This is a genomic window from Micromonospora parathelypteridis (genome assembly GCF_014201145.1).
GTDB lineage: Bacteria > Actinomycetota > Actinomycetes > Mycobacteriales > Micromonosporaceae > Micromonospora > Micromonospora parathelypteridis.
The window spans coordinates 1,437,910-1,464,609 of record NZ_JACHDP010000001.1; the positions used below are offsets into that span (position 1 = coordinate 1,437,910).

General features: G+C 71.6%; 27 protein-coding genes. 17 read left to right on the forward strand and 10 right to left on the reverse strand.

All coding sequences use genetic code 11. From position 1 onward, the window contains the following. Positions 1 to 13: 13 nt before the first annotated feature. The 8 genes from HNR20_RS05990 (at position 14) to HNR20_RS06025 (ending at position 8,210) form a co-directional block, all read left to right on the forward strand. The gene (locus HNR20_RS05990) at positions 14 to 1,705 is read left to right on the forward strand and encodes a GAF domain-containing sensor histidine kinase (protein ID WP_184177170.1); all 1,692 of its coding nucleotides are present in this window, start codon (positions 14 to 16) and stop codon (positions 1,703 to 1,705) included. Positions 1,706 to 1,712: 7 nt separating this feature from the next. After that, entirely contained in the window at positions 1,713 to 2,381 is a 669-nt protein-coding gene (locus tag HNR20_RS05995; RefSeq protein ID WP_007072219.1) for a response regulator transcription factor, read from the forward strand. A gap of 187 nt (positions 2,382 to 2,568) precedes the next feature. Then, positions 2,569 to 3,378 carry an SAM-dependent methyltransferase gene (locus tag HNR20_RS06000; RefSeq protein WP_184177171.1) on the forward strand — a complete coding sequence of 270 codons (810 nt, stop codon included), beginning with the start codon at positions 2,569 to 2,571 and terminating at the stop codon, positions 3,376 to 3,378. A gap of 79 nt (positions 3,379 to 3,457) precedes the next feature. Beyond that, on the forward strand, positions 3,458 to 5,116 hold the full coding sequence (locus tag HNR20_RS06005; RefSeq protein ID WP_221310194.1) for a putative bifunctional diguanylate cyclase/phosphodiesterase: 1,659 nt from the start codon (positions 3,458 to 3,460) through the stop codon (positions 5,114 to 5,116). Positions 5,117 to 5,164: 48 nt separating this feature from the next. After that, positions 5,165 to 5,620, forward strand: coding sequence for a hypothetical protein (locus HNR20_RS06010; RefSeq protein ID WP_184177173.1), 456 nt, complete (start codon positions 5,165 to 5,167; stop codon positions 5,618 to 5,620). A 227-nt stretch (positions 5,621 to 5,847) separates the two neighbouring features. After that, on the forward strand, positions 5,848 to 6,429 hold the full coding sequence (locus HNR20_RS06015; RefSeq protein WP_184177174.1) for a TetR/AcrR family transcriptional regulator: 582 nt from the start codon (positions 5,848 to 5,850) through the stop codon (positions 6,427 to 6,429). 22 nt (positions 6,430 to 6,451) lie between these two features. Beyond that, positions 6,452 to 7,123, forward strand: a complete 672-nt coding sequence (locus HNR20_RS06020) for a lysophospholipid acyltransferase family protein (RefSeq protein ID WP_184177175.1) — start codon at positions 6,452 to 6,454, stop codon at positions 7,121 to 7,123. Positions 7,124 to 7,283: 160 nt separating this feature from the next. Beyond that, complete coding sequence (locus HNR20_RS06025; RefSeq protein WP_229687201.1) at positions 7,284 to 8,210, forward strand: endonuclease/exonuclease/phosphatase family protein; 927 nt, start codon at positions 7,284 to 7,286, stop codon at positions 8,208 to 8,210. Positions 8,211 to 8,312: 102 nt separating this feature from the next. Here the strand turns inward: HNR20_RS06025 and HNR20_RS06030 are convergent, their stop codons facing one another. The 5 genes from HNR20_RS06030 to HNR20_RS06050 form a co-directional block, all read right to left on the reverse strand. After that, positions 8,313 to 9,437: a glycosyltransferase family 4 protein gene (locus tag HNR20_RS06030; RefSeq protein WP_184177178.1), complete on the reverse strand. Its 1,125-nt coding sequence runs from the start codon at positions 9,435 to 9,437 to the stop codon at positions 8,313 to 8,315. Next, positions 9,434 to 10,693, reverse strand: a complete 1,260-nt coding sequence (locus tag HNR20_RS06035) for a M48 family metalloprotease (RefSeq protein ID WP_184177180.1) — start codon at positions 10,691 to 10,693, stop codon at positions 9,434 to 9,436. Before HNR20_RS06035 ends, HNR20_RS06030 begins: the two co-directional genes overlap by 4 nt. Further along, positions 10,690 to 10,836 (reverse strand): hypothetical protein, encoded by a 147-nt coding sequence (locus HNR20_RS06040; RefSeq protein ID WP_184177182.1) that lies wholly within the window; start codon positions 10,834 to 10,836, stop codon positions 10,690 to 10,692. The genes HNR20_RS06035 and HNR20_RS06040 overlap by 4 nt, the downstream gene beginning before the upstream one ends. A gap of 73 nt (positions 10,837 to 10,909) precedes the next feature. Beyond that, positions 10,910 to 11,128, reverse strand: a complete 219-nt coding sequence (locus tag HNR20_RS06045; RefSeq protein ID WP_184177184.1) for a hypothetical protein — start codon at positions 11,126 to 11,128, stop codon at positions 10,910 to 10,912. Positions 11,129 to 11,367: 239 nt separating this feature from the next. Next, positions 11,368 to 12,819, reverse strand: a complete 1,452-nt coding sequence (locus HNR20_RS06050) for an NYN domain-containing protein (RefSeq protein WP_184177186.1) — start codon at positions 12,817 to 12,819, stop codon at positions 11,368 to 11,370. A gap of 128 nt (positions 12,820 to 12,947) precedes the next feature. On the opposite strand from HNR20_RS06050, the gene HNR20_RS06055 reads away from it, so the two are divergent. From HNR20_RS06055 to HNR20_RS06075, 5 genes are all read left to right on the forward strand, one after another. Next, a complete protein-coding gene (locus HNR20_RS06055) occupies positions 12,948 to 14,702 on the forward strand; it encodes a DEDD exonuclease domain-containing protein (RefSeq protein ID WP_184177188.1) in 1,755 nt (584 codons plus the stop codon). Positions 14,703 to 14,830: 128 nt separating this feature from the next. Beyond that, on the forward strand, positions 14,831 to 16,624 hold the full coding sequence (locus HNR20_RS06060) for a RelA/SpoT family protein (RefSeq protein ID WP_184188056.1): 1,794 nt from the start codon (positions 14,831 to 14,833) through the stop codon (positions 16,622 to 16,624). A gap of 53 nt (positions 16,625 to 16,677) precedes the next feature. Then, entirely contained in the window at positions 16,678 to 17,220 is a 543-nt protein-coding gene (locus HNR20_RS06065; protein WP_184177190.1) for an NUDIX hydrolase, read from the forward strand. Next, complete coding sequence (locus HNR20_RS06070; protein WP_184177192.1) at positions 17,217 to 18,155, forward strand: nucleotidyltransferase family protein; 939 nt, start codon at positions 17,217 to 17,219, stop codon at positions 18,153 to 18,155. Before HNR20_RS06065 ends, HNR20_RS06070 begins: the two co-directional genes overlap by 4 nt. After that, positions 18,152 to 18,439 carry an Lrp/AsnC family transcriptional regulator gene (locus HNR20_RS06075; protein ID WP_110564145.1) on the forward strand — a complete coding sequence of 96 codons (288 nt, stop codon included), beginning with the start codon at positions 18,152 to 18,154 and terminating at the stop codon, positions 18,437 to 18,439. Before HNR20_RS06070 ends, HNR20_RS06075 begins: the two co-directional genes overlap by 4 nt. Positions 18,440 to 18,500: 61 nt before the next feature. On the opposite strand, the gene HNR20_RS06080 is transcribed toward HNR20_RS06075, so the two are convergent. From HNR20_RS06080 to ctaE, 5 genes are all read right to left on the reverse strand, one after another. Continuing rightward, positions 18,501 to 19,187, reverse strand: a complete 687-nt coding sequence (locus HNR20_RS06080) for a DUF4142 domain-containing protein (protein ID WP_184177194.1) — start codon at positions 19,185 to 19,187, stop codon at positions 18,501 to 18,503. Positions 19,188 to 19,379: 192 nt separating this feature from the next. After that, the gene (gene qcrB / locus HNR20_RS06085; RefSeq protein ID WP_184177196.1) at positions 19,380 to 21,011 is read right to left on the reverse strand and encodes a cytochrome bc1 complex cytochrome b subunit; all 1,632 of its coding nucleotides are present in this window, start codon (positions 21,009 to 21,011) and stop codon (positions 19,380 to 19,382) included. After that, on the reverse strand, positions 21,008 to 22,096 hold the full coding sequence (gene qcrA / locus HNR20_RS06090; protein ID WP_184177198.1) for a cytochrome bc1 complex Rieske iron-sulfur subunit: 1,089 nt from the start codon (positions 22,094 to 22,096) through the stop codon (positions 21,008 to 21,010). Before qcrA ends, qcrB begins: the two co-directional genes overlap by 4 nt. 64 nt (positions 22,097 to 22,160) lie before the next feature. After that, on the reverse strand, positions 22,161 to 22,997 hold the full coding sequence (gene qcrC, locus HNR20_RS06095) for a cytochrome bc1 complex diheme cytochrome c subunit (protein ID WP_184177200.1): 837 nt from the start codon (positions 22,995 to 22,997) through the stop codon (positions 22,161 to 22,163). A gap of 70 nt (positions 22,998 to 23,067) precedes the next feature. Further along, positions 23,068 to 23,667, reverse strand: a complete 600-nt coding sequence (gene ctaE, locus HNR20_RS06100) for an aa3-type cytochrome oxidase subunit III (protein ID WP_130403103.1) — start codon at positions 23,665 to 23,667, stop codon at positions 23,068 to 23,070. 108 nt (positions 23,668 to 23,775) lie between these two features. Between ctaE and HNR20_RS06105 the strand changes: the two genes are divergently transcribed. The 4 genes from HNR20_RS06105 (at position 23,776) to HNR20_RS06120 (ending at position 26,688) form a co-directional block, all read left to right on the forward strand. Beyond that, positions 23,776 to 24,696: a cytochrome c oxidase assembly protein gene (locus HNR20_RS06105; protein WP_373291043.1), complete on the forward strand. Its 921-nt coding sequence runs from the start codon at positions 23,776 to 23,778 to the stop codon at positions 24,694 to 24,696. 102 nt (positions 24,697 to 24,798) lie between these two features. Then, positions 24,799 to 25,194, forward strand: coding sequence for a response regulator (locus HNR20_RS06110; protein WP_184177202.1), 396 nt, complete (start codon positions 24,799 to 24,801; stop codon positions 25,192 to 25,194). A gap of 91 nt (positions 25,195 to 25,285) precedes the next feature. Continuing rightward, complete coding sequence (gene trpD, locus HNR20_RS06115; RefSeq protein ID WP_184177204.1) at positions 25,286 to 26,332, forward strand: anthranilate phosphoribosyltransferase; 1,047 nt, start codon at positions 25,286 to 25,288, stop codon at positions 26,330 to 26,332. Positions 26,333 to 26,481: 149 nt separating this feature from the next. Next, entirely contained in the window at positions 26,482 to 26,688 is a 207-nt protein-coding gene (locus tag HNR20_RS06120; protein ID WP_184177206.1) for a hypothetical protein, read from the forward strand. The last annotated feature ends 12 nt before the right edge of the window (positions 26,689 to 26,700 follow it).

The following is a 26,700-nucleotide window of genomic DNA, read 5'->3' on the forward strand; positions in this document are numbered from 1 at the left end:
TACCATCCGTCACGTGCCCGCATCCACAGCCACCGCACCGCACCCGCATCCCCTCGCCGCGGCCGCCCGCCTGGTGATGCTGGCGCTGATCGCCATCCTGACCCTGTTCGCCACCCGCGACGTCGCCCAGCTGTGGTGGATCGCGCTGCTGGCGGTGGCCGGACTGCCGTCGCTGCTGGCCCCGCAGCACCGGCTGATCGCGCCGCTGAGCCGGGTCGCCGAGGTGGTGGTGCTGGGCCTGGCCGCCAGCCAGGTGGCCGCGGTGGCGTCGATCGGCGGCACCGTCGACGGGCTCGGCGCCTCGGCGGTGCTGCCCTACCTGGCCGTCCCGGTGACCGTCACCGCGCTGCGCCGACGCTTCCGTGAGGGCGCCGCCCTGCTCGCCGTCGCCGCCGCCACCCTCCTGGTCAGCGGCGCGCTGACCGAGGTCGGTGGAGGGCTCCAGCTCAGCCAGGCGGGTTACCTCGCGGTCTGCGCGCAGTGGCTGATCCTGGCGGCGCTGGGCCTCTACGCCGCCGGCACCCTGCACCGGGTGATGGCGGTCCGCGGTGAGGGCAAACCCCAGCCGTACGCCGAGGCCACCCGGCTGCTGACCCAGTTGCGTACGGTGGCCCGGCAGCTGCCCGGGGCCACCCTGGACCCGGGCGGCATCTCCGAGCACCTGCTGGAGGAGCTGCGCACGGTGGCCCGGGCGGACCGGGGCGCGGTGCTGTCGGCCAGCGGCGGTGGCCGGCTCGTGGTGCTCGCCCAGGCCGGCGTCGACCGGGTGGACTGGGAGACGACGCTCGATGCGGACTCGGCGATCGCCGACGCCTGGGCCAGCCAGCAGGCACAGACCGCCGCGCGTTCGCAGTCCCGCTCGCACCGGGGCGCCGACGTGTCCGCGCTGATCGTTCCGCTGGTCGCCGGGGTGCGCACGGTGGGGCTGGTGGTGCTGGAGGCGGACGTCGCGCACGCGTACCCACCGCCGGTGGTGTCCCGGGTGACCGCCCTGACCCGCCCGGCCGCACTGCGGCTGGAGGCGGCGCTGCTCTTCGACGAGGTGCGCTCGCTGGCCACCAACGAGGAGCGGCAGCGGCTGGCCCGGGAGATCCACGACGGGGTGGCGCAGGAACTGGTGATGGTCGGCTACGGCATCGACAACGCGATGGCCACCGTCTTCGACGACGCCGACGAGACCGCCGAGGCCCTGCGTACGCTGCGCGGCGAGGTGACCCGGGTGATCCAGGAGCTGCGGCTGAGCCTCTTCGAGCTGCGCAGCGAGGTGGACCGGCAGGGCGGGCTGGCGGCGGCGATCGCCGAGTACGCCCGCACCGTCGGTGCGTCCGGCGGGCTGCGGGTGCACCTCTCGCTGGACGAGTCCACGGCCCGACTGCCGGCCGCCACCGAGGCCGAGTTGCTGCGCATCGCGCAGGAGGCGGTGACCAACGCGCGCAAGCACGCCGGAGCCTCGAATTTGTGGGTCACGTGTGAGATCGACCCCCCGTACGCGCAAATAGAAGTGTCGGATGACGGTCAGGGGATGGCTGACCAGCGCCCCGACGGACGGTACGGTCTTGCGATCATGGCCGAGAGGGCGGAACGTATCCGGGGCCGGTTGGAGATCAGGCCACGGCAACCCAGCGGCACAACCGTGGCGGTGGTTGTTGGCACCTCGTCCCGCCGAGATAACGTGCGCGACAGCGCAGCACCAGAAGGGGAGTAACCCGAGGATGACCACAAGTCCGACACCGGCCACCCGCACCAAGGTCCTCCTTGTCGATGATCACGATCTGATTCGTAAGGGCCTGCGGCACGCCTTCGAGCGCGACCGCCAGTTCGAGGTCGTCGGTGAGGCCGCCACGGCGGCGGAGGGCGTACGCCAGGCCGGCGCCCTGCAGCCGGACGTGGTGATCATGGATTTGCGGCTGCCCGACGGCAGCGGCCTGGAGGCCACTCGCGCGCTGCGCAAGTCCAGCGCGTCGATGGGCATCGTGGTGCTGACCATGTACGCCGGCGACGACCAGCTCTTCGGCGCTCTGGAGGCCGGCGCGAGCGCCTTCGTGCCGAAGACCGCCCCGGCCGACGAGGTGGTGGCCGCCGCACGGCACGCCGCCTCCTCCCCCAGCGCCTTCACCGCCGCCGACCTGGCCGAGGCGATGAAGCGCCGGCTCGCTCCGTCCGGCCCGCAGTTGTCTCCCCGGGAGGGGCAGGTGCTGCGGCTGCTCGCCGACGGGATGAGCGTGGCGGGTATCGCCAAGCAGCTGTTCGTCAGCGAGTCCACGGCCAAGACCCACATCTCCAAGCTCTACGAGAAGCTCGGGGCGGCCAACCGGGCGCAGGCGCTGATGACCGCGCTGCGGCTCGGCCTGCTCGAGGCACCGGACGCGCCGAAGTTCTGATCTGACCCCGCTCGTCGAGCGGGACATCGCGACCGACGGTCCGCGCCAGCTTCGGCTGGCGCGGACCGTCGCGCATCGACCGACGTCGGCGGACAACCTTCGGCGCGCTATGGTCTGGCGTGCGTGGCGGGTGCACAATACCGGCGCGGGCGACGTTGCCCGTGTCGCGGACTCGAGGGGTGAACGCATGCAGCGGCCGGACTGGGCACCCGACACCATCGACATCGAGCGCCCGAGTGTCGCGCGGATGTACGACTACTACCTCGGTGGCTCGCACAACTTCGCCGCCGACCGGGCCGCTGCGCAGGCGATGGTCGCGGCGGTGCCCGAGGCGCCGCTGATGGCGCAGGCCAACCGGGCGTTCCTGCGCCGGGCCGTGCACCACCTCGCCGAGGCCGGGATCCGGCAGTTCCTGGACATCGGTTCTGGCATCCCGACCGTCGGCAACGTGCACGAGATCGCCCAGCGGCTCGACCCGCAGTCGCGGGTGGTCTATGTGGACGTCGACCCGGTGGCGGTGGCGCACAGCCGCGAAATCCTCGCCGGCAACGACCGGGCGGTGGTGGTGCAGGAGGACCTGCGGCGCCCGGAGGCGATCCTGGCCCATCCCGACGTCCGCAAGCTGCTCGACCTGAGCCAACCGGTGGCCGTGATGGTGGTGGCCGTCCTGCACTTCGTCTCCGACGACGACCGACCGGCGGAGTTGCTGCGAGTGTTGCGTGACGCGTTGGCCCCCGGCAGCTTCCTCGTGCTGTCGCAGGCCAGCGACGACGGGCGCAGCGAAGACGAACGCGCCGAGGCGGAACGGGTCTACCGGCGGACCGACAACCCACTGTGGGTGCGCAGCCGAGCCGAGCTGACCGCGCTCTTCGACGGGTTCGAGCTGCTCGACCCCGGCGTGGTCTGGGTGCCCCAGTGGCGACCGGACACTCCGGAGAGCGCGGAGGACGCCGAGCGCGCGGTCTTCATGGGCGGCGTCGGGCGACTCGGTGCCTGAGACGCCCGCGGCGAGCTCTCGCCCGGGCACGTTCGCCCGGGCCTGGGCGAAAGCGGTCTCCGGCACCAGCTACCTGCCGATGACCCAGGCCCAGTTGGAGGCCCTGCTGGACCGGCTCACCGGGCAACTGGCCGGCGCGTTGCTGACGGAGCCGTTCGACCTGCGGGCCGGGCACCGGGTCGGTGCCGAGTTGGTCGCCGCGCACATCGCCTCCGCGGAGGGGCTGGGTCGTACCGTCGAGGTCATCCAGCTCCGGTTGGTGCGCGACCTGGGTCTGGTGGCCGAGGACGTCGAGGACCGGATGGCCCGGCTGCTGGCGGCCGTGGCGACCGGCTACGCCCGCGCGCTGCGCGACCGGACGCTCGACGAGCAGGAGTCGATCCGCCGGGCCGCGATGAGGGCCCGGACGCAGGCCGAGCGGGCGCTGCGCGCCAGCGAGGCCCGGTTCCGGCATCAGGCCACCCACGACCCGCTCACCGGCCTGCCCAACCGGACGCTGTTCACCGAGCGGCTCACCGCCGCGCTCAACGAGCCTGGCCGGGGAGCCCAGCGGGTCGGGGTGTGCTTCCTGGACCTGGACCGCTTCAAGGTCGTCAACGACACCCTGGGGCACCAGGTCGGTGACCAGCTGCTGGTCACGGTGGCCGAACGGCTGTGCCAGGCCATGGGTGAGCACCTGGTGGCCCGGCTCGGCGGGGACGAGTTCGTCATCCTGGTGGAGCGCACCGGAGGCACCGACGACATGGTGGCGGTGGCCGAGACCGCGCTGGCCGCAGTACGGACACCGGCCGTTGTGGACGGGCACGAGCTGCAAATCTCGGCGAGCATCGGCATCGTCGAGCGGCAGGTGGCCGGAGCCAACCCCAGTGACCTGATGCGGGCCGCGGACAGCACCCTGCACTGGGCGAAGTCCGCCGGCGGGGCACGCTGGGCGCTCTACGACGCCGAGCGCAACCAACGTGAACTGGCCCGGTACGCGCTCTCCGCCGCCATCCCCGCCGCGTTGGAGCGGGGCGAGTTCTACCTCGACTACCAGCCGCTGACCTCCCTGCGCGACGGCAGCCTGGTCGGCGTCGAGGCGCTGGTCCGCTGGCGCCACCCCGAGCTGGGGGTGCTACGCCCGGACAGCTTCATCGGGTTGGCCGAGGAGACCGGCCTGATCGTCCAATTGGGTGGGTGGGTGCTGGCCGAGGCCTGCCGTGAGGCGGAGGCCTGGTCGGCCGGTGGCGTCGCCGCGCCGTTCGTCAGCGTCAACCTGGCGGTACGGCAGGTGCACCGACCCGGCCTGGTGCAGGAGGTCCGCGCGCTGCTGCGGCAGACCGGCCTGCCGCCGGAGCGGCTGCAACTGGAGATCACCGAGAGCACGATGATGAGCACCGCCGAGGAGCCGGTACGCGCCCTGCGGGTGCTGGCAGACCTCGGTGTGCGGATCGCCATCGACGACTTCGGCACCGGCTACAGCAATCTGGCGTATCTGCGGGACCTGCCGGTGACCGAGCTGAAGGTCGCCGGGGAGTTCGTCGCCGGCCTGCGGTCGCCTTCGGTCGGCCGCACCGACGAGCGGATCCTCGCCTCGCTGGTCTCGCTGGCGCACGCGCTGGACCTGACGGTCACCGCCGAGGGGGTGGAGACCGCCGGTCAGGCCGAGAGGCTGCGGGCGATCGGCTGCGACGCCGCCCAGGGCTGGCATTTCGGCCGTCCGGCCCCCGCCGACCGGATCCTGGCCCGCATCCGCTGAGCCCCGCACAGTTCCATCAGATACGGCTCCAGGTGGAAGGGGAGCACGATGCACCAGGCGGCAGGCGCGGTTCTGGCGTTCATGACGGCTTGGTCGTTGTCCAGCTGCACCGAGACATCCCCTCAGGCCGCCGCTCCTCACCCTTCCGTCTCCCAGGGCAGCACGAGCACGACAACCGCCACCCCGCGGACGACGACCAGCATGCCGACGCCGCAACAGGTCGACGGGGCGCGCGAACTTCTTGCCGCTTCCAACATCGTGGGAAGCGGAGTTGTTGGCCGGGTCAAGGTCACGAGAGGCACGCTCTGGGTTTCGGCAGTCTGCAGGGGTACGGGAAGCATCGACCTCTCGTATGAGCCCTTGGGCCGCTTCGAGGTGCCCTGCACCCCGGCCGGAATCCCGCACACGCTGAATCAGGTTGAGATGTATCAAAGCCACGAGCTCGACGTCGTCGTTACAGACGATGCCGGGGACAACATCTGGTCCGTGCTCCTTCAGGAGTAACAGCGGGGTCCCCGACTCCAGCCCCCCTTCCCCGGGCTCTCGGGTCCCCGGGTCGTAACCAGCGATCTTGCACATTCGGTCGCTGTTTTGCGTGACATGCACCTTAGGTCGGGGCAGAAAGTGCAAGATCGCGCAGGCGAGGGAGCCCTCGTGACGCTCACCTCGGCATATTGCGCCCGATCACGTGTGCGTAGACAGCGTCTACGCCTGCCTGGTAGACAGTGTCTATGACCAACGAGGGCGCCGTACGGGACCGGCTGGTGGCCGCCGGAGTCGACCTGGTGCTGAGCGAGGGCCAGGCGGCGGTGTCGCTCCGGGAGATCGCCCGCCGCGCCGGGGTCTCCCACGGCGCACCGCGCCGCTACTTCCCCACCCACGTCGACCTGCTCTCGGCCATCGCCAGGGAGGGCTTCGCCGACCTCACCTCCCGCGTCGAGCAGACGATGCGCGACGCCGGCCCGGACCCGCGTACCCGATTGGCCGCACTGGCTCGGACGTACCTGGACTTCGCGGCGGCCCACCGCGGCATGTTCGAGCTGATGTTCCGCCACGACCTGTTGGACAGCGGCCGGCTGCGGCTACGCGAGACGAGCCTGCCGCTGTTCGCCGTCCTGGCCGACCTGGTGGCCCAGGTCCGCCGGCCGACCGACGCGCCCGCACCGGTGCTCGCCGGCGTGCTCTGGGCCAACCTGCACGGCATCGCCCAACTCTGGGCCTGGGGCAGCCTGCCGCTGGCCACCGGCGCACTCGACGACGAGGCCCTGCTGCGCGCCGCCCTCGACGCCCATCTCGGCCCCACGCTCGACTGAACCACCCGCTCCCGGAGGACCTGTGCCCCTGCTGTACGACCTCACCAAACTGACCGTCGGCACCACACTGCGGTGGGGCTGGCTGCCCCGCGTGGAGGGGCTGGAGCATCTGCCCCCGCACGGCGGCGCGATCCTCGCCGGCAATCACCTGTCCGTCGCCGACGAGTTGTTCCTCGCCTGCCTGACGCCCCGACACGTCACCTTCTGGGCGAAGGTCGAGTACTTCACCGGCCGTGGTCCCGGTGGCTGGCTCAACCGGCGGATCGTCGCCGGCATGGGCGCCATCCCGGTCGACCGCGCCAACGGCCGGGCCGCGTTGCGCGCCCTCGACGCCGCCGTGCCGGTGCTGCGCGCCGGAGGCCTGGTCGCCGTCTACCCGGAGGGCACCCGCTCCCCGGACGGGCGGCTCTACCGGGGCCGCGTCGGAATGACCCGGCTGGCCCGCGACGCCGGGGTGCCGATCATCCCGGTCGGCGTGCTCGGCACCGCCGAGGTGCTACCGGTCGACGCGCGGCTGCCCCGCCGGCACCCGGTCACCCTGCGCTTCGGCCCGCCGATCCCGGTCGCCGAGCGCATCAACGGGCCCCGCGACATCCGGACGGTCACCGACGAGGTGATGGCGGCGATCCAGAAGCTCACCGGCCAGGAGTACGTGCCGCGCTACGCACCCACTCGGGAGCACCTGACCACCTGAACCCGTTCGCAACCACCCCGCCGAGCGCGGGGTGACCGCGCCCGCGAATGGGCCCGCCATGGCCCGATACGCGAGTTTCCCCGTTCCGAACCGCTGGGTCCACATAGGAGTACAGCCGGGCGTTACGATGCACAATCTCACGCTATTTACGGGGGTAGATGTGCGTATCTGGAAGGGCGGCCTGGTGGCCGCGACCGTTCTCACTGTTCTGTTGGCGAGCGCCGGTGTCAGTTCTGCCGCCGCCAACGTCAGCTACAACGTATGGACCTGGAACGTGGCGGGTTGGACGATGCACCGCGGCTCCACCAGCAACGGTTTGATCGACGTGATCTCCAATTCCATTCGGAACCGCTCGACGGACCTTGCCGCGCTGAACGAGCTTTGCTGGGGGCAGTACAAGGCGGTGCAGGCGAACCTCCGCGCGTCCGGCTGGGGCGAGGACGAGGAGAACTACTCACGGTTCGAGAGCACCAACGACACCGGCTGCGGCGGACAGGAGTCCGGCATCGCCCTCTTCAGCAAGGCGCCGATGGGCACGGCCAACCGCATCACGTTGCCGGACGACGGCCGGGTGGAGAAGCGGAAGCTGTTGTGCGCCCCACTCGAGGCCCGGCCACACCTGCGGTTCTGCACGACCCACATCACCACGTCGAGCGAGACCATCGGGGGCAACCCGATCAACCAGCAGCAACTCGACGCGGTCCGCGCTCGCGTGGATGCGTTCAACGCTGCCGGCGACACCGTGATCATCGCGGGCGACTTCAACGCCCAGCCCAGCTACAACCGCTTGGACAGGTGGTATGCGCCGTCGGTGAACACGGCGAACAATTCCAACAACGTCGGCGCCCACCGCGAGCTTGACGATCGTGATTCGCGCTGCGTCGGATACGGCGAGAACAGCCAGGACGACGGGACCCCTCCCGGTCCATGCGGTCCCGGCAAGAAGATCGATCTGATTTTCGTACGGGAGGACAAGATCGTCGGTGCCTACGACGGCGACTCGCTGACCATTTCCAACAGTTGCGGTGGCGCCTGCTCCGATCACCGGATCGTCATCGGATCGGTGACCGTGACGGTAGCCTCCTGATCCACCAGATCGCACGCAAGCCCGGAACGTAGGGGCCCCGTCCACGGCGACGAGGCCCCTACGTTCACGATGGAGGCAGGGCCTACTGCCGTCAGGTAGCCGTCAGCCGGCGAGCAGCGCCGCCATCCGTTCCGCCTGCGCCTCCCAGCGCCACTCGCGCTCCACCCACGCCCGACCGGCAGCGCCCAGTTGGCGGGCCAGATCCCGGTCGGCGAGCAGTCGGGCGACCCGGTCGGTGAGCTGGGCGAGGTCCCGCCCACGTACGACGTAGCCGGTCTCCCCCTCGCGGACCGCGTCCGGTGCGCCCCCGGAGTCGCCAGCCACCACCGGCAGGCCGGTCGCGGACGCCTCCAGGTAGACGATGCCGAGCCCCTCCACGTCGAGCCCACGGTTGCGGGTGCGGCACGGCATCGCGTAGACGTCGCCGGCCGCGTAGTGCGCCGGCAACTCGGCCGACGGCACCGAGCCGGTGAACACCACGTCCCGCTCCACACCGGCCTGCCGGGCCAGCTTCTCCAGGGTCGCCCGGTACGGCCCGCCGCCGACGATCAGCAGCGCCGCGTCCGGCACCCGACGGCGGATCTCCGGGAGAGCCCGGATCAACATGTCCTGCCCCTTGCGCGGCACCAGCCGGGACACACAGACCACCACCGGCCGGTCGGTCAGACCGAGCCGGGCCCGGACCTGCTCACCGTCCACGGTCGGGTGGTAGGTGTCCACGTCGACCCCGGGCGCGAGCCGGCGCAACTCGGTCACCCCGTCCAGCACACGGGCCAGCCGACTACGGGTGTACTCACCGAGATAGGTCGTGACGTCCACGCCCCGACCGATACGCCGCAGCGCCGGCCGGGCGGCCGGCAGCGCCGCCCAACCGACCTCGTGGCCGTGGGTCAGCGCCACCACCCGGCGTACGCCGGCCCGCCGACGCAGGCCGGCGGCGAGCAGCCCCAACGGAGCCGCCGCGCCGAACCACACCGTGTCGCAGTCGTACGCGCGAGCCAGCCGCGCCGCCCGCCGGGCGATCAACGGGGTGGGCAGCAGCACCCTGGTGCGCTCCCGGATCACCTCGAACGGCTGGTCGGCGTCGAACTTCTCGGCCCCGCGCCAGCTCGACGCGTAGACGACCACCGAGCCGGCCGGTTGACGGACCGCGAGGTTGTGCACGAAGGACTGGATGCCGCCCGGGCGGGGCGGAAAATCGTTGGTGATCAGCAGCGTGCGGGTCATCGGCCGGCCTCCCGGGCGTACGCGCGGGCGGCGGCCATCCGCTCGACGGTGGACGGATGCGAGGCCGAGTAGAGGTATTCCCAGCGCGGCGGGTCGGGGTCTCCGAGGTTGACCGACCCGAGCCGGCGCTGCATCGACTCGAAGGCCTCCGGGTCCCGGGTCAGCGCGAGCGCGTGTGCGTCGGCCCGTGCCTCCACCCGTCGCGACATCAGCGCCTGCACCGGCGCGGCGACCAACCCGGCCACCGTGACGAGTGCCAGCAGCAACCCGAAGGCGCGGGGTTGGGCGACCGAGTCGACGCCGGCCAGCCGCAGCAGCGGCCCCCACGAGCCGAGCAGGTAGAGCGCCACCACGGCGGCCGCGGCACCCAGCGCCCCGGTCAGCGTGCCGACCGTCACGTCGGAGTCCTTCGCGTGGCCCAACTCGTGCGCCACCACCGCGGTCACCTCGGCCGGGGTCGCCTCGCGCAGCAGCGTGTCGTAGACGACCACCCGGCGGGTCGGCCCGAGACCGGAGACGTACGCGTTGACCGCCTTGGTGCGGCGGGAAGCATCGGCGACCAGCACGTCACGCACCGGCACCCCGTCGCGGGCGGCCATGCTCATCAGCTCGGTGCGCAGCGGGCCCTGCTCCATCGGGGTGAACTTGTTGAAGACCGGCTCCACCAGCACCGGCAGCACGAACGACAGCAGCACCACCAGCAGAGCCGCGCCGGCCGCGCCGAACGCCCACCACCAGCGCGGCGCGAGCCGGATGACCGCGTAGAAGCCGAACAGCGCGACCGCGCCGATCACCGCGCTGACCGCGTACGACTTGAGCAGGTCGACCGCCCAGCCACTCCAGCCGTTGGTGCTCAGCTCGTAGCGGGTGAGCACGCTCTGGCGCCAGGCGGCGAACGGAAGCGTCACCAGGTCGGCGACGAGCACCACCGCCAGCCCGCCGAGCACCGCCTGCGCGGCCCAGTGCCCCCCGAACGGCCGGCCCATCAGCTCGACCAGGCGACTGCCCAGCGGGGTCAACCCGAGAGCGAGGGCGACCAGCAGCCCCACAGCGAGCGCGGTGTATCCGCCGGGGCGCAGCGCCGACCGGAACTCCCGTCCCTTGGCCACCTGCTCGGCCGGCAGGTCACGAAGCGCGGCGAGCTGGTCGGCGCGTGGGGCTGGCGGTCGGTGCCACGGAATGAACAACGCGGCGATCACGACCAACACGACGGTCAACCCGGCCAGGGTCAGCAGCGCCCAGCCGCGCGGAGTCACCGGACCACCGCCGTGCCCACGGCACGGCGGGCCCTGCGGCCGCGACCGTGCACAGCGCCACCGAGTGCAGCGCCATCGAGTGCAGCGCCATTGACGAGCGCACCGTCGACGAGTCCGTCGTCGTCCCGTCGTACCCCGCTCATCGCGCCGCTCCTCCCGCCGTGACCGCCCATCCTATGGCCCGCGAGAAGCCCGCTTCCGGGCGCGGTGTCGCGCTCAGGCGACCCGGCGGGCGCCGCGGCGGCGAGCCGTGCCGGGACGCGCGGGCGCGGCCAGCACCTCGACGTCAAAGCCGGCTCGGGCGAGCACCTCGATCGCCTCGACCTCGGCGGCGACCAGCCCGGACGCCGGGGACGTCTCGTCGAACAGGGCGGTCAGCGGGCAGCCGGAGCAGCCGTCGGCCCGCCTCGCGCACCCGTCGCAGTCGATGAGCATCACGCCTCCTGATTGCTCGCGATGCGTGGCCGACGCCATGTCGTCGCCGCCCGAGCACCGTCGGTCACATCGACGCTAACCACCGGGTACGACAGAAACCACGTCCGACCGCCCGTTTAGGGGCTAGACCCACTCCAGATCAGCGATATCGGGGTATCCCGATGAGCCGGACACCCCGACATCGCCGATCTGGTGTCGATCATGGCCCGGCGGCGACCCGAGCCAGGCCGCCGGCGCGGTCAGGAGCGGGCGAGCCGACGCAGCAGCGAGTCCGCGCCCAGCGGGTACGCGCCGTGCCGGCGTACCCCGTCGGCGACCTCGCGGTCGGACGAGACCACCACCACCGGGCGGCCCGACGGCTCGGCGCGGACCAGTCGCCGGATCAGCTCGTCGGCGGTCTCGCCCTTGCGGGAGAAGAGCACCCGTACGCCGCGCGGCGCGGGCGGCAGCCCGTGCATCCGCTCGGCGCCGTCGAACACCACCGTGATCTCGTCGCCGGTCTGCGCGGCGATCCCGCCCAGCCCGGTGATCAGGCGTTTGCGCTGCTGTTCCAGGGACATCTCACCGAAGCCGCGCTTGGTGACGTTGTAGCCGTCCACCACCAGGTGCGCCCTGGGCAGGGCGAGCAGTTGGTCGAGTCGGGCCGGGTCGTCGGTGTCGCGGGCACGTGCGGCCGGGCTAGCCGGCGCGGTGCCCGGCTGCTCGGCGAACGCGTCGGCGACGAAGTCGGCGGGGAGCTTGTCGACCGGGTCGAGTGCCAGCTCCCGGCGCAGCCCGACGGCGGCCTGGCCGATGGTCTCCAGCAGCAACCAGAGCCGGGCGTCGTCGACCGAACGGGCCTCCTTGGCACTGGCCCGCGCCACGCCGGCGGCGGACTCGGCCTCGGCCAGCCGAGCCCGGGCGCGACGTAGTTCGGCGTCCACGTCGGCGCTGGCGCGCGCGGCCCGGCCGCGCTCGGTGGCCAGCAGCTCGGTGGCCTTGCGCTCGCGGGCCTGGGTCTCCCGCAGGGTGCGCGCGACCTGCCGGGACTCCTCGCGGAGCTGACCCAGCTCCTCACGGACGCGGGCCAGCTCGTCGCGGAGCTTCTCGGCCTCGACCCGGGCCACCGCTCGGTCGTGCTCGGCGCGGGTGGCCCGCTGCTCGGCCTCCCGGACCAACTCGGCGACGACCGCGCTGTCCGCCTCGGCGCGCACGGCGGCGCCGCTGGCGTCGATCAGCTCCCGCCAGCCGCGCGGCCGGGCCAGGTAGGCCAGCGCGGCGACCTCGACCGGGTCGGCGGCGGCGGGAGCGGTGCCCTCGACGACGGCAGCACCGAGGTCACCGGCGTCGGTCAGGACCCGGGCGGTGACCCGCTGCCGGAACAGCGGGTCGGCGGTGAGCTGGGCGGCGATGGCGGGAGCACCGAGCCGGGCCCGCCGGTTGGGGGCGAACTTGGCCACCCGGCGCAACGGCACCGGCACCTCGTCGGCGGGCAGGGTGGGCAGCACCGCGGCGGTCAGCGTCACGATCCGCTGGCGGACCGGCTCGGGCAGCGTCGGCTCCGGTTCGACAGCCGGACCGTCGTCCGGTGTCGGGCCGGATGCGTCTGATGTCTCGCTGACTACGTTGTCGTCCGGGTTGCCCGCGGCACCGTCGAGCGCGACCAGATCCTCCTGCGGGAGGTGATCGTCGTAGGGCTCGGTGAGGGGCATGTGGCAAGTCTCCCACCGCGACCGGGCCCACCGCCCGGTGAGTGAGCCGATCTCTCATCCTAGCCCCCATGGTGACGGATGGGGCGGCTGCGACAGGAGTGTCGGACCGGGCGGCTAGCGTGCCGCCGATGGCACAGGCGGAGTACGTCCAGGAGTCGCTGGCCGGTTTCGACCCGGCGGCGGGCGGGGTGGACCCGGCGCTGCCGCTCTACGCGACCACCTTCGTGGTGGTCGACCTGGAGACGACCGGCGGCGCGCCGGACGGCGGCGGCATCACCGAGATCGGCGCGGTCAAGGTGCGCGGTGGCGAGCAGTTGGGCGTGTTGGCGACTCTGGTCAACCCGGGCCAGCCGATCCCGCCGTTCATCACCGTGCTGACCGGGATCACCCAGGCGATGCTGGTGCCGGCGCCGCCGATCGAGCAGGTGCTGCCGAGCTTCCTGGAGTTCATCGCCGACGCGGTGCTGGTGGCGCACAACGCCCCGTACGACGTGGGCTTCCTCAAGGCCGCCTGCGCGAAGCACGGCTACCGCTGGCCCAACCCCCGCGTGCTCGACACGGCGGCGCTGGCCCGCCGGGTGCTGACCAAGGACGAGGTGCCCAACCGCAAGCTGGGCACACTGGCCGCCTACTTCCGCACCACCACCCAGCCCACCCACCGGGCGTTGGACGACGCGAAGGCCACCGTCGACGTGCTGCACGGGCTGATCGGTCGGCTCGGTGGGCACCGGGTGGACACGGTCGGCGACGCCATCGAGTTCGCCCGGGCGGTCACCCCGACGCAGCGTCGCAAACGGCACCTGGCCGAAGGGCTGCCCAAGGTCCCCGGCGTCTACATCTTCCGGGCCGCCGACGACCGCCCGCTCTACGTGGGCACCTCGGTCGACATCGCCACCCGGGTGCGCAGCTACTTCACGGCCGGGGAGAAGCGTGCCCGGATCTCCGAGATGCTGGGCGTGGCCGAGCGGGTCGAGGCGGTGGAGTGCGCCCACTCGTTGGAGGCGGAGGTCCGCGAGCTGCGTCTGATCGCCGCGCACGCCCCGCCGTACAACCGGCGGTCGAAATACCCGGAGCGGATGGTCTGGCTCAAGCTCACCGACGGTCCGTACCCTCGGCTCTCGATCGTCCGTGACCTCTCCCCCACCGACACCGCCTACCTCGGGCCGTTCACGTCCCGGCGGGCCGCGGAGTTGGCCGCCGCCGGTTTCCACGACGCCGTGCCGCTGCGCCAGTGCACGCACCGGCTCTCGCTGCGCACCGTCACGCCGGCCTGCGCGCTGGCCGAGCTGGGTCGCTGCCCGGCACCCTGCGAGCACAAGATCACCCCCGAGGAGTACGACGACAGCGCCGCCGCGCCCTTCCGCACCGCCACGACCAGCGACCCACAGCCGGTGGTGGACGCGCTGCTCGCCCGGATCGAGGTGCTCTCGGCCGACCAGCGCTACGAGGAGGCCGCGGTGGTGCGGTCCCGGCTGGCCGCGGTGCTGCGGGCCACCGTGCGGATGCAGCGGCTGGCCGCGCTGACCGGGATCGGCGAGTTGGCCGCGGCCCGGCCGGCCGCCCGGGGCGGCTGGGAGTTGGCGCTGGTGCGGCACGGCCGGCTGGCCGGCGCGGGCGTGTCCCCGCCGGGCGTCCACCCGCGGCCCACGCTGAACGCCATCCGGGCCACCGCCGAGACGGTGTCGGGTGGGCACGGCCCGGTGCCGGCGGCCACCGCCGAGGAGTCCGAGCGGATCCTGTCCTGGTTGGAACGACCGGAGACCCGACTGGTCGAGATGTCCTCCGGTTGGTCCTCCCCGGTGGGTGGCGCGGGGCGGTTCCGTGACCTGCTGGCGAAGGCAGAGAACGGGGCGTCCCACCAACTCTCGACCGAACGCTCATGACCAACTGACCGATCGGACTACGTCGACTCGCTTAGGCTGTTAGAGAAGTGCAGTCCTGCCCGATTAGTGGGCCTGCTCCCCGCCGCCGGCGTCCGGCGATGTGGAGCCGGGGTGAGGAGGTGTCCCTCGTGGACGTCGACGCCGGACACGGCGCCGCCCTGGGGGGCGCCCTTCCGACACAGCCAGGTGAGCTGCCGCTCGCGCGCCGGCTGCGGTCGTTGCTCAGCTGGCCGACCACCGACTCCGACCCGGTCACCCAACTGGTTCGCACCCATCGGGGCATCCACGCCGGCACCGATCCCGCCGTGCTGCGCCGTGCGTACACGATCGCGGAGAACATGCACCGCGGGCAGTTCCGCAAGAGCGGGGAGCCGTACATCACCCACCCCCTCGCGGTGGCGCAGATCTGCGCCGAGCTGGGGATGGACACCACCACCCTGGTCGCGGCGCTGCTGCACGACACCGTGGAGGACACCCGCTACACCCTCCAGGCGCTCTCCGAGGACTTCGGCGGCGAGGTGGCCCACCTGGTCGACGGGGTGACCAAGTTCGACAAGGCGTTCTACGGCAAGGCCGCCGAGGCGGAGACGATCCGCAAGATGATCGTGGCGGCCGCGAAGGACGTCCGGGTGCTGATCATCAAGCTGGCCGACCGGCTGCACAACATGCGCACCCTCGGGGTGCGCTCCGCGTCGTCGCGGGAACGGATCGCCCGTAAGACCCAGGAGGTGCTGGTCCCGCTCTGCGACCGGCTGGGCATCCAGACCCTCAAGCGCGAGCTGGACGACGTGGTGCTGCTGCATCTGGAGCCCGACGAGCACGCCCGGCTGGCCCGGCACGTGCACGATCGGCCGGGCTGGGACAACTACCTCAACTCGGTGGTCACCCGGACCCGGGCCGCGCTGAAGCGCAGCCGGGTCGACGCCGAGGTGAGCCCCCGCCCCCGGCACCTCTACTCGATCTGGAAAGACACCATCGCCGGCGGCCACACCGCCCCGTACGACCTGCCCCGCATCGTGGTGGTGGTCGACGGCCCGGCCACCGACTGTTACGCCGCGCTGGGCGCGATCCACGGCACCTGGCGACCGGTGCCCGGCCGTTTCAAGGACTTCATCGCCTCACCGAAGAACAACCTCTACCGCTCGTTGCACACCAGCATCTGCGGCCCGCAGGACCGCACCGTGGAGGTGCTGATCCGCACCGAAGAGATGCACCGCTCCGCCGAGTACGGCATCGCCGCCGGCTTCCGCTTCCCCCGTTCGGCGAGCAGCAACGCCACGGCCCGCGCCGAGCAGTTGGACTGGCTGCGCCGGGTGCTCGACTGGGAGCCGGACGCCGCCGACCCGGCGCAGTTCCTCGAGTCGCTGCGCTGCGACCTCGCCGAGGGCCAGATCCAGGTCTTCGCCGACGGACAGCAGGTCGTGCTGCCGGCCGGCGCCACGCCGGTCGACCTCGCGTACGAGCTGGGCAGCGAACGGGGCGACCACTGCCTCGCCGCGCGGATCAACGGGCGACTGGCCCCGCTGAGCTCGGAGCTGGACGAGGGCGACGTGGTGGAGATCTTCACCGAGAACGACGGCGACAACGGCTTCGAGGCCGGCGTGGCGTCGCGCGGCCCCCGCCGGGAGTGGCTGAGCTTCGTCAAGTCGCCGCACGCGCAGATGCAGATCAACCGGTGGTTCGCCGAGCACACCGAGCCGGGCATCACGATCAGCGACAAGGTCCGCCTCGGTCGGGCCACCATCGGGCTCGCCCTGCGTCAGCACAACCGAGGCCTCGCCAGTGACCTGCCGCTGCTGCGCCTCTCCGAGGAGTTGGGCTATCCCGACCTGGAGACCCTGCTGGTCGCGGTCTTCGACCGGGTGATCGAACCAGACACCGTGGTACGCCAGCTCATCGACCTGGTCGACCATCGACAGTGAGCCGACGGGCCCCAGCGCGTCCGAAGGACATTCGTGACCACTAACCTGGGGTCATGATCCCCCGCTCCCGAGCCACCGGTCGGGCCTTGTTCTACCAGGCCTTCTATCGCCTGCCGCTGCCGGTGCGTCGGCGCCTGGTTCGGCTGGCCGTGCCCAAGTACATCGTCGGGGCGGTCACTCTGGTCCGCGACGCCGAGGCTACGGGCGCGGGTCGGTTGCTGATGCTGCGCCAGCCACCCGGCAAGGGCTGGTCGCTCCCCGCCGGCCTGCTGGACCGCGGTGAGGCACCGGTGGCGGGCGCGGCCCGCGAGCTGTTCGAGGAATCCGGCATCCGACTCCCCCCGTCCCGGCTGCGTCCGGCGGTGCCGAACGCGATCGTGCACGCCAAGGGCTGGGTGGACATGGTCTTCGAGACCGAGGTACCGGCGTCCAGCACCGAGCTGGCGGTCGACGGCGCGGAGGTCTTCGAGGCCGCGTGGCATCCCCTGGACGACCTACCCAAGCTGACCTGGCCGACCGCCCGGCTGCTCGCCTACTACGACATCGGGCCGCTGGCCGGGCAGTTCCCGCCACCGGTCCCCGACGACATGCCATGACCGGCCTGGTTGGCGGGCCGGCGGAGCTGTGCGCGGTGGTGCTCGCCGCCGGCGAGGGCACCCGGTTGCGCCCGCTCACCGAACGGGTGCCCAAGGCGCTCTGCCCGGTGGGCAACGTGCCGCTGCTGGACCGGGCCTTGGCCCGGCTGGTGGGGCTCGGCCTGGCCGGTCCCGCCCGGGTCGCGGTGAACGCCTGCTACCTCGGCGACCAGGTGGTCGCGCACGTGGGCGACCGCGCGCACCTGTCCGTCGAGCCCGGCGACCCGCTGGGCACCGCAGGTGGGGTGGCCAACCTGCGGGACTGGATCGACGGGCGGCCGGTGCTGGTCGGCAACGCCGACGCGTACCTCGCCGATCCGGCGGCACCGCCGGGGCCGGACGTGGCCGCCCTGCTCGACGGGTGGGACGGCCACACCGTACGCCTGCTCGGCCAGCCCGCCGCGGACCCGACGGCGCCGGGCACCTTCGCCGGGCACTGCTTCACCGGCTTCTCGCTGCTGCCCTGGCGGCTCGTGCGCGACCTGCGGGCAGTCCACTCCGACCTGGTCCACGCCGTGTGGCGCCCGGCGGAGTCGGCGGGTGCGCTGGAGGTGGTGCCCTACCCGGGCACCTTCTACGACACCGGCACCCCGGCCGACTATCTGGCGGCCAACCTGCACGCCGCGGCCGGCGGCACCCTCGCCGACCCGTCCGCCACGGTGACCGGCCGCTGTGTGGAGTCGGTGGTCGGCGCGGGCGCTCGGGTGCGCGGCGACGTGGAGCGCACCGTGGTCTGGCCGGGCGCGACGGTGCACGAGGGCGAGCGGCTGCGCGACGCGATCCGGGCCGGGGACAACCTGACCGTGCCGGTCACCAGTCCACCACCCTCGACCTCGACCGGGCGGAAAACATCTAGCATGGGCGACGACGCCGACGAACGGAGAAATGTCCCGTGATCACCGCTATCGTGCTGATCGACTGCGCCACCGACGCGATCCCCGAGGTGGCGGAGACCCTGGCCAACCTCTCCGGCGTCAGCGAGGTCTACTCGGTGGCCGGGCACGTCGACCTCATCGCCATCGTCCGGGTCCGCGAGTTCGACCAGATCGCCCAGGTCATCGCCGGCAGCATCTCCAAGGTGCCGGGTGTGCTCAACACCGAGTCGCACATCGCCTTCCGGGCGTACTCCCAGCACGACCTGGAGGAAGCGTTCGCGATCGGCCTGTCCAGCGCCGACTGACCAGCGCGCGCACGGCGGCCGGTCCACCCCGCGGGCGGACCGGCCGTCTGCTGTCGCTACGTCAGCTCACGCTGGGAGCCGGCGTTTCGGTGGTGCCACCGCCCGGAGCCGGGGACTCTGTGCCACCGCCCGGAGCCGGCGACTCGGTGCCGCCACCCGGAGCCGGCGACTCAGTGCCGGTACCACCCGGGCTGGGCGTACCGCTGGCGCTGGTCTGCGGAACCGGGATGCCCAGCTTGTTGGCGAGCTGCACCAACTCGTCGTAGTGGGCCTGCAGCGTCGGCAGTGCGGTCTGCGCCAACTGGACCACCGACTGCTCGGAGCCCTGCGAGATCTCCGTCTGGGTGGCCTGGATGGCCTGGACGTGGCCAGCCAGCTCACTGGTCACCCAGAGCCGGTCGAACTCCGCACCGCTGGCGTTGTTCAACTTGTCGATGACCGCCTGCTGATCGGCGCTCGGCTCGTTCGGCAGCTCCACCCCGAGCTGGGACGCGGTCTGCTGCACCGTCTGGTCCAGCTGGGTGTGGTCGGTCTTCAGCATCGCGCCCAGATCCTTGACCCCCTGGTCCTGACCCTTCTGCTGGGCCAGGTCACCGGCGGTGATCTCGAACAGGTTGACCTGGTGAATCGCCTGCAGGTACTGGGTGTCCTGCGTCGACGGCTGCGCCGCGGCCTGCGCGGCCGCAGCCGGCGCGACCCCGACCAGTACCAGCGCGGCCAACAGGCCGAGGCGTTTGATACCCAACATGCTTCCCCCCCTTGAGACGTTGGACCGCACGGTTACCCGACTCACCGGGGTTATTCCTGCGATCGCCTGTCGCGCAGGGTCGACCGGTCCCGCCGTGGCAGTCCGACTCCTGGTCGGATGGGCGCTGGGTGCGAATACGACGTGGCGCCCGCCGGAATCCGGCGGGCGCCACGTAACGGTGCGTTGGGGCGGTCAGCGGCGGCTCTCGCCGCTGCCGATCTCCTCGCGCTCGGGCCGGGCCTCGACCGGCGGGTGCCCCGGCGAGACCGGCGCCTCGACCGGCTTCTCGATCGGGTAGAAGAAGCCCCGGATGGCCGGGCCGAGGGCCCCCAGCCGGTTCATCTTCTTCGGCACGACCCAGCCGACGTACTCCAGCTCGCCGTGACCGTCCGCGTGCCCGTTCGACGCGCTGAGCGGCTGGTGCACCTCGACGAACCGGCCGTCCGGCATACGCCGGATGATGCCGGTCTCCACGCCGTGCGCGAGCACCTCCCGGTCGTGCTGCTGCAGACCCAGGCAGAGCCGGTACGTGACGTAGTACGCGATCGGCGGGACCACCAGCAGACCGATCCGGCCGGCCCAGGTCATCGCGTTCAAGCTGATCATGAACTTGTCGGCGATCACGTCGTTGGCGCCGGTGAGCGTCAGCACGACGTAGAACGAGACGGCCATGGCGCCGACCGCGGTCCGGGCCGGGACGTCACGGGGCCGCTGGAGCAGGTTGTGGCTCTTGCGGTCCTTGAGGTGCCGGGCTTCCAGGAACGGGTACATCGTCGACAGGCCCACGAGGATGCCTGGCAACACGACCGTCGGCCAGAACAGCGGCGGAATGACGTACCCGTCACCGAGCGGGATGTTGATCTCCCAGGCCGGCATGAGTCGGGTCGACCCGTCGAGGAACATGACGTACCAGTCGGGCTGGCTGGCGGCCGAGACCACCCATGCCTCGTACGGGCCGAACAGCCAGATCGGGTTGATCTGGAACAGACCGCCCATCAGCGCGATGACGCCGAAGACGACCATGAAGAAGCCGCCCTGCTTCAACGCGTACCGCGGGAACATCCGCTCGCCGACCACGTTGCCGTTGGTCCGGCCGGGGCCGGGCCACTGGGTGTGCTTCTGCTTGAAGACCAGGCCCAGGTGGACGCTGATCAGGGCGACCAGCAGACCCGGGATGAGCAGCACGTGGGCGATGAAGAACCGGCTGATGATGATCGTGCCGGGGAACTCGCCACCGAAGATCGACGAGGTGACCCAGGAACCGATCACCGGGATGGACAGCATGATCGCCGAGGCGATCCGCAGACCGGTGCCGGACAGGCCGTCGTCCGGCAGCGAGTAGCCGGTGAAGCCGGCCAGGAAGCCGACCCAGAACAGCAGCGAACCGATGATCCAGTTGGTCTCGCGCGGCTTGCGGAAGGCGCCGGTGAAGAAGACCCGCAGCATGTGCACGACGATCGCGGCCATGAACAGCAGCGCCGACCAGTGGTGCATCTGGCGCATCACCAGACCACCACGGACGTCGAACGACAGGTCCAGGCTGGAGGCGTACGCGGCGGACATCGGCGTGCCCTGCAACGGCGCGTAGCTGCCGTCGTAGACCACCTCGGTCATCGCCGGCTCGTAGAAGAGGGTCAGGAACACACCGGTCAGCAGCAGCACGACGAACGAGAACAGCGCGATCTCGCCGAGCAGGAAGGACCAGTGGTCCGGGAAGACCTTGTTCAGCAGCTTGCGCAGCGGGGTGGCCACCTGGAAGCGGTCGTCCACTCCCACCGCGGCCTTGCCCGGCGTCGCCGCAAGGTCAAACTTTCGACGCTTCATGGCCGCTCCCAGAAATCAGGCCCGACGGTCTCGGTGTAGTCGGACTTCGCCACGAAGAAGCCCTCGGAGTCCACCTCGATCGGCAGCTGCGGCAGCCGCCGGCTGGCGGGGCCGAAGACGGGCCGGGCGTTGTCGGTGATCAGGAACTGGGACTGGTGGCACGGGCAGAGCAGCCGGTTGGTCTGCTGCTCGTAGAGGCTGGCCGGGCAGCCCGCGTGCGTGCACACCTTGGAGAACGCCGCGTAGTTGCCCCACATGAAGTCGCCGTGGCCGACCCGCTCGTTGGCCCGGCGCGACTCCTGCGCGTCGGTGTCCCGAAGGTGGATCAGCAGCGTCGGCGAGTCGGCGTGCCTGTTGCTCACACCGTGGTCGATGCCGGGGAAGACGGTCAGCTGTCCACCGGCGCTGATGTCCGCCGGGCGGACCGGCCGGCCGTCCTCGCGGACGAGGCGGATCGGCTGGCCGCCTTCGGCCGTGGCGAACCCGGTCGTGAACATCTGGTTGTTCTTGTGCGGCTGGGAGATCAGACCGCCGACCAGCGGCGCCGCGAGGACCGCGCCGACCGGCGCGAGACCGGCCAGCAGCGAGATGCCCAGCAGCGGGCGACGCTTCACACCCAACTCGTCCGCCATGTAGAGCATGGTCTGGCCGGTGATGGTGCGACCGTCGGCGTCAACCGCGCCCTCGTGCCGGTCCTGGATCGAGACCTCCTTGGGCAGCAACTTCTTGCCCCAGGTCAGGATGCCGAAGCCGACGGCGAGCAGCGCCACGCCGAGGGTGAAGCCCAACAGCGGGGTGTAGAACTTGTCGCCGCCGCGGCCCGCCTCGTACTTCCACGGCCACCAGATGTAGATGGCCAGGAAGGCGGTCGCGGCCAGTCCGGTGATCAGGAAGAACCCGGCGACCACGCGGGAGAGCCGACGCTCTGCCTTGGTGCCGGGCAGCACCTGCGGCTCGTAGTGGACGATCTCGATGTCGTCCCGGCGCGCGCCCTCACGAACGATGTCGAACCGGGTCAGCTTGGGGTCGTTCACGTCGAGCGGCTCCCGGCCCTGCGGGGCCTGGTGCTCGGTGTGGGTGCTCATGCCGTCACCTCGCTACGGGTGGCGCCGAGCGGCACCACAGCACTGATTCGGATGATCCGCTCGGTCACGACTTACCCGCAATCCACAGGCTAGCGAAGACGAGCGCCACGATGCCAATCAGGAAGATCGCCAGACCCTCGGTGGACGGGCCGTACCGTCCGAGGTTGAACCCACCCGGGTCCTGGTCGTGCTTCAGCGTCTCCTGGATGTAGGCGATGATGTCGGCCTTCTGCTCCGGCCGAAGCTGGTTGTCGCCGAACACCGGCATGTTCTGCGGGCCACTCAGCATCGCCGCGTAGATCTGGCGGTCGGTCGCGGGGTGCAGGCTCGGGGCGAACTTGCCCGAGGAGAGCGCACCGCCGCCGCCACCGAACGCGTGGCACTGCGAGCAGTTGATCCGGAACAGCTCACCGCCGGCCGCGACGTTGCCGTCCTCGCGGAGATCGTCGCCGTCCGGCACGACCGGGCCGCCGCCGAGCTCCTGGATGTACTGGGCGAGCTGACGGGTCTGCTCGTCGGTGAAGACCGGGGGCTTGCGGTGCGCCTGGGCCTCCTGGCGGGCCAGCGGCATCCGCCCGGAGCTGACCTGGAACTCGACCGAGGCCGCGCCGACGCCGATCAGGCTCGGCCCGCGACCCTCGACACCCTGGGCGTTACGGCCGTGACAGGTCACGCAGCTCACGTCGAACAGCGCCTTGCCCTCGGCGGCGGCGCCGGTCAGCTGCGGGTTGTCCTGCGCCTGGGCACCCGGGGCGAAGACGGTGTAGGCGCCGCCGGCGAGCATCAGCGCGGCGATCAGCCGGACCGCGGCGCCCAGCCGGCGGCGGCCCCTGCTGCGCGCGGCGGGCCGCTCGCGCAACCGCGCGAGCAGACCGCGTCGGCGGTCGTTGTCAGAAGTCATGAGCGGTGTCCTTAACCGGTTGGACCTGTCTCAGGGGACGGAGCAGCAGCGCGGAATGTGACGCGCAAGATCACTGGAGCCAGTAGATCATGGCGTACAGCCCGATCCACACGACGTCGACGAAGTGCCAGTAGTACGACACGACGATCGCCGAGGTCGCCTGCGCCGGGGTGAACCGGCCCATGGTCGTACGGACCATGAAGATGATGAAGGCGATCAGACCGCCGGTCACGTGCAGGCCGTGGAAGCCGGTGGTCAGGTAGAACACCGACCCGTACCCGTCTCCGTTGATCTTGACGCCGTCGGCGACCAGGTGCCGGTACTCGTTCAGCTGGCCGAGCACGAAGATCAGGCCCATCACGAAGGTGACGGTGAACCAGCGCCGCAGCGCGTGCACATCACCCTTCTCCGCCGCGAAGACGCCGAGCTGGCACGTCACGGAGGACAGCACCAGGATCACCGTGAAGGTGGTCGCGTACGGAATGTTCAGCGCTTCGGTGTGCTTCTCCCACTGCTCCGGCGCAGCTGCGCGGATGGAGAAGTACATCGCGAACAGCGCCGCGAAGAACATGAGTTCGCTGGAGAGCCACACGATCGTCCCGACGCTGACCATGTTCGGTCGGGTCAGAGAGTGGATCCGGCTCTTGTCAATGGCTGGGGCCGCAGTCACGCCGTCATTATTGCCCCTGACCGGGGCTCGCGATCAGCGGGGTGGCAAACCTGCGCCTTCCGTGGCCCGGGCGTCGGGGTCCGGTTCGCCTGGCCTAGCCTGAAAAGCGTGCTGCACGTCGATCCGATCTTCGCCGCCACCTCGGCCCCACCGCCCTTCACCGTCGGCGCGGTGCTGACCGAGACCCGCCTGGACAGCTGGCTGGCCCTCGGCCTGGTGCTCGCCGCCGGCCTGTACCTCTACGGGGTGTACCGGCTGCGCCTTCGCGGGGACCGCTGGCCGATCACCCGTACCGTGTTCTTCCTCGGCCCCGGGCTGGGCGGCATCGCGCTGGTCACGGTCAGCGGGCTGCACGCGTACGACACCGCGATGCTCTCCGTGCACATGATCCAGCACATGGTGCTGTCCATGGTGGCGCCGATCTTCCTGGCGCTGGGCGCGCCGATGACCCTGGCCCTGCGCACCCTGCCGGTCGGGCCGCGCAAGCGCCTGCTGGCGATCGTGCACAGCCGCGTCGCCCGGGTCTACAGCTTCCCGCTGGTGGCGTTCGCCATCTTCGTGGTCAACCCGTTCGCCCTGTACTTCAGCGACCTCTACCGCTTCACCCTCGAACACGCCTGGGCGCACGAGCTGGTGCACGCGCACTTCATCATGACCGGCTGCGTGTTCTTCTGGCCGCTGCTCGGCCTCGACCCGCTGCCCGGCCGCTGGCCGTACCCGGCGCGGGCGCTGCTGATGCTGCTCTCCGTGCCGTTCCACACCGTGCTCGGCCTCACCATCATGCAGAGCAGCACGCTCTTCGGCGGCGACTGGTACCCGTCGCTCAACCTGAGCTGGGTCGACCCCTGGGCGGACCAGGTGGTCGCCGGCGGCATCCTCTGGGCCGGCGGTGAGTTCGTCAGTGTGACCATGCTCGCGGTGCTGGTGGTGCAGTGGGTCAAGCAGTCCGAGCGGGAGGCCCGCCGGGTCGACCGCGAGCTCGACCGCCAGGAGGCCCGCGAGCGCGCCGCCGACGCCGCGGCCGCCTGAGCTGCCCGGACGGTACGCCCCGGCGAGCGCGGCGGGCGGGATGTCAGCTACGTCACGCCGACCGGTACGATCGGCGGGCAGCTACGAGGTGGGAGTGCCGGCATGAGCGATCGTCTTTGCACCGTCTTGCTCTACAGCGACGACGCGCAGGTTCGTGATCGGATGCGGATGGCGGTCGGCACCCGGCCCGCACCCGGGCTGCAGATCGAGTTCGTCGACGCGTCGACCTACGCGGAGACCATCCGGCTGGTCGACGACTACGAGATCGACCTGCTGCTGCTCGACGGTGAGGCGAGCCCGGGCGGCGGCATCGGCATCGCCCGGCAGATCAAGGACGACCGGGACGACGCTCCTCCGACGTGCCTGGTGATCGCCCGCGCCGCCGACCGATGGCTCGCCGCGTACGCCGAGGTCGACGCCACGCTGGTACACCCGCTCGACCCGGTGACCACCGGCGGCACGGTGGCCGAGCTGCTGCGGACGCACGCACCCGCCTGACGTCCCCAAGCTCTCCGGCACCGTCACGGCGCCGGATCTCCTCGGCGCCGATTCCAGCCCACCCGCACTTCGTACGCTCGGGAGGCCCGCCATGGGCGATCGGACCTGGCCGCACCTGCTCAACTCGCTGCTGCGCGGCGAGGAGCTGACCACCGCCGACACCGCCTGGGCGATGGGCGAGATCATGACCGGCTCGGCGACCGCCGCGCAGATCGCCGGCTTCGCCGTGGCGCTGCGGGCCAAGGGCGAGACTCCGGGCGAGCTGGCCGGCCTGGTGGAGGCGATGCTGGGTCGCTCGATCCCGGTGGTGCTCCCCGACGAGCTGCGCCGCACCGCGCTCGACGTGGTGGGCACCGGCGGTGACCTCGCCCACACGGTCAACATCTCCACGATGACCGCGCTGGTGGTCGCCGGCACGGGCGTCCGCGTCGTCAAGCACGGCAATCGGGCCGCGTCCTCGCTGTGCGGCACCGCCGACCTGCTGGAGTTCCTCGGCATCCCCTTGGATCTGGGTCCCGAGCAGGTTGCCCGCTGCGTCGAGGAGGCCGGCATCGGGTTCTGCTTCGCGGCCCGGTTCCACCCCGGGATGCGGCACGCCGGGCCGGTCCGCCGCGAGGTGGGCGTGCCGACCTTCTTCAACTTCCTCGGCCCGCTGACCAACCCGGCCCGGCCCCGCGCCGGCGCCGTCGGTTGTTTCGACCTGCGGATGGCCCCGGTGATGGCCAGCGTTTTCGCCGCCCGCGGCGACTCGGCCATCGTCATGCGTGGCGAGGACGGGCTGGACGAGTTCAGCACGGCCGCGCCGACCCGGGTCTGGGCGGCCCAGGGCGGCACCGTACGCGAGGTTGTGCTGGACGCGACGGCCCTGGGCGTACCCCGGGCCACCCTCGCGGACCTGCGGGGCGGTGACGCCACGTACAACGCCGGCGTGGCCCGTCGCCTGCTGGCCGGCGAGACGGGCCCGGTCCGGGACGCGGTGCTGGTCAACGCCGCCGCGGCGCTCGCCACCCAGGGCCCGCTCGACGGCGACCTGACCGAGGCGCTACGCGCCGGCCTGGACCGCGCGGCCGAGTCGATCGACTCCGGCGCGGCCGCCGCGACCCTCGACCGCTGGATCGAGACCGCCACCACCGTCTGACCCGCTCGTCCAACCTCTGCCAACGGGCCGGCGGTGGTCGGGGATTTGTCGGACCCGCGTGGAAAACTACAGCCGAGTAGTTCTCCGTGCCCGTTGTGCGCCGCTGTCGCGTCCGGGGCGGGTCCACCTGAGGTGAGAAGGAGACGCCCGTGTCGCACCGCGAGCTCTACTGCGACATCTGCGAGGGCATGGCGCCGTTCGAGACGCCGCCCTGCGTCGACGGCCACGACGCCGATTGCCCCGAGCTGATCTGCACCGGCTGCGGCGCGGCCGTGGTGATCGCCACGTTCGCCTACCCCGTCACCCGACTGGCCGAACGCCGACGCCCCCAGCCCGCCCGCCGCCACGCCGCCTGAGACCCACTCCCG

Bases quoted from the DNA above. Each gene is read 5' to 3' on its own strand.
- HNR20_RS06065 (WP_184177190.1), top strand. From the start codon at position 16,678: ATGATCCCCCGCTCCCGAGCCACCGGTCGGGCCTTGTTCTACCAGGCC.
- HNR20_RS06055 (WP_184177188.1), top strand. From the start codon at position 12,948: ATGGCACAGGCGGAGTACGTCCAGGAGTCGCTGGCCGGTTTCGACCCG.
- HNR20_RS06015 (WP_184177174.1), top strand. From the start codon at position 5,848: ATGACCAACGAGGGCGCCGTACGGGACCGGCTGGTGGCCGCCGGAGTC.
- HNR20_RS05995 (WP_007072219.1), top strand. From the start codon at position 1,713: ATGACCACAAGTCCGACACCGGCCACCCGCACCAAGGTCCTCCTTGTC.
- HNR20_RS06030 (WP_184177178.1), bottom strand. From the start codon at position 9,437: ATGACCCGCACGCTGCTGATCACCAACGATTTTCCGCCCCGCCCGGGC.
- HNR20_RS06005 (WP_221310194.1), top strand. From the start codon at position 3,458: ATGACCCAGGCCCAGTTGGAGGCCCTGCTGGACCGGCTCACCGGGCAA.
- HNR20_RS06110 (WP_184177202.1), top strand. From the start codon at position 24,799: ATGAGCGATCGTCTTTGCACCGTCTTGCTCTACAGCGACGACGCGCAG.
- qcrA (WP_184177198.1), bottom strand. From the start codon at position 22,096: ATGAGCACCCACACCGAGCACCAGGCCCCGCAGGGCCGGGAGCCGCTC.
- HNR20_RS06040 (WP_184177182.1), bottom strand. From the start codon at position 10,836: ATGAGCGGGGTACGACGGGACGACGACGGACTCGTCGACGGTGCGCTC.
- HNR20_RS06000 (WP_184177171.1), top strand. From the start codon at position 2,569: ATGCAGCGGCCGGACTGGGCACCCGACACCATCGACATCGAGCGCCCG.
- HNR20_RS06070 (WP_184177192.1), top strand. From the start codon at position 17,217: ATGACCGGCCTGGTTGGCGGGCCGGCGGAGCTGTGCGCGGTGGTGCTC.
- HNR20_RS06010 (WP_184177173.1), top strand. From the start codon at position 5,165: ATGCACCAGGCGGCAGGCGCGGTTCTGGCGTTCATGACGGCTTGGTCG.
- qcrC (WP_184177200.1), bottom strand. From the start codon at position 22,997: ATGACTTCTGACAACGACCGCCGACGCGGTCTGCTCGCGCGGTTGCGC.
- trpD (WP_184177204.1), top strand. From the start codon at position 25,286: ATGGGCGATCGGACCTGGCCGCACCTGCTCAACTCGCTGCTGCGCGGC.
- HNR20_RS06080 (WP_184177194.1), bottom strand. From the start codon at position 19,187: ATGTTGGGTATCAAACGCCTCGGCCTGTTGGCCGCGCTGGTACTGGTC.
- HNR20_RS06045 (WP_184177184.1), bottom strand. From the start codon at position 11,128: ATGCTCATCGACTGCGACGGGTGCGCGAGGCGGGCCGACGGCTGCTCC.
- HNR20_RS06050 (WP_184177186.1), bottom strand. From the start codon at position 12,819: ATGCCCCTCACCGAGCCCTACGACGATCACCTCCCGCAGGAGGATCTG.
- qcrB (WP_184177196.1), bottom strand. From the start codon at position 21,011: ATGAAGCGTCGAAAGTTTGACCTTGCGGCGACGCCGGGCAAGGCCGCG.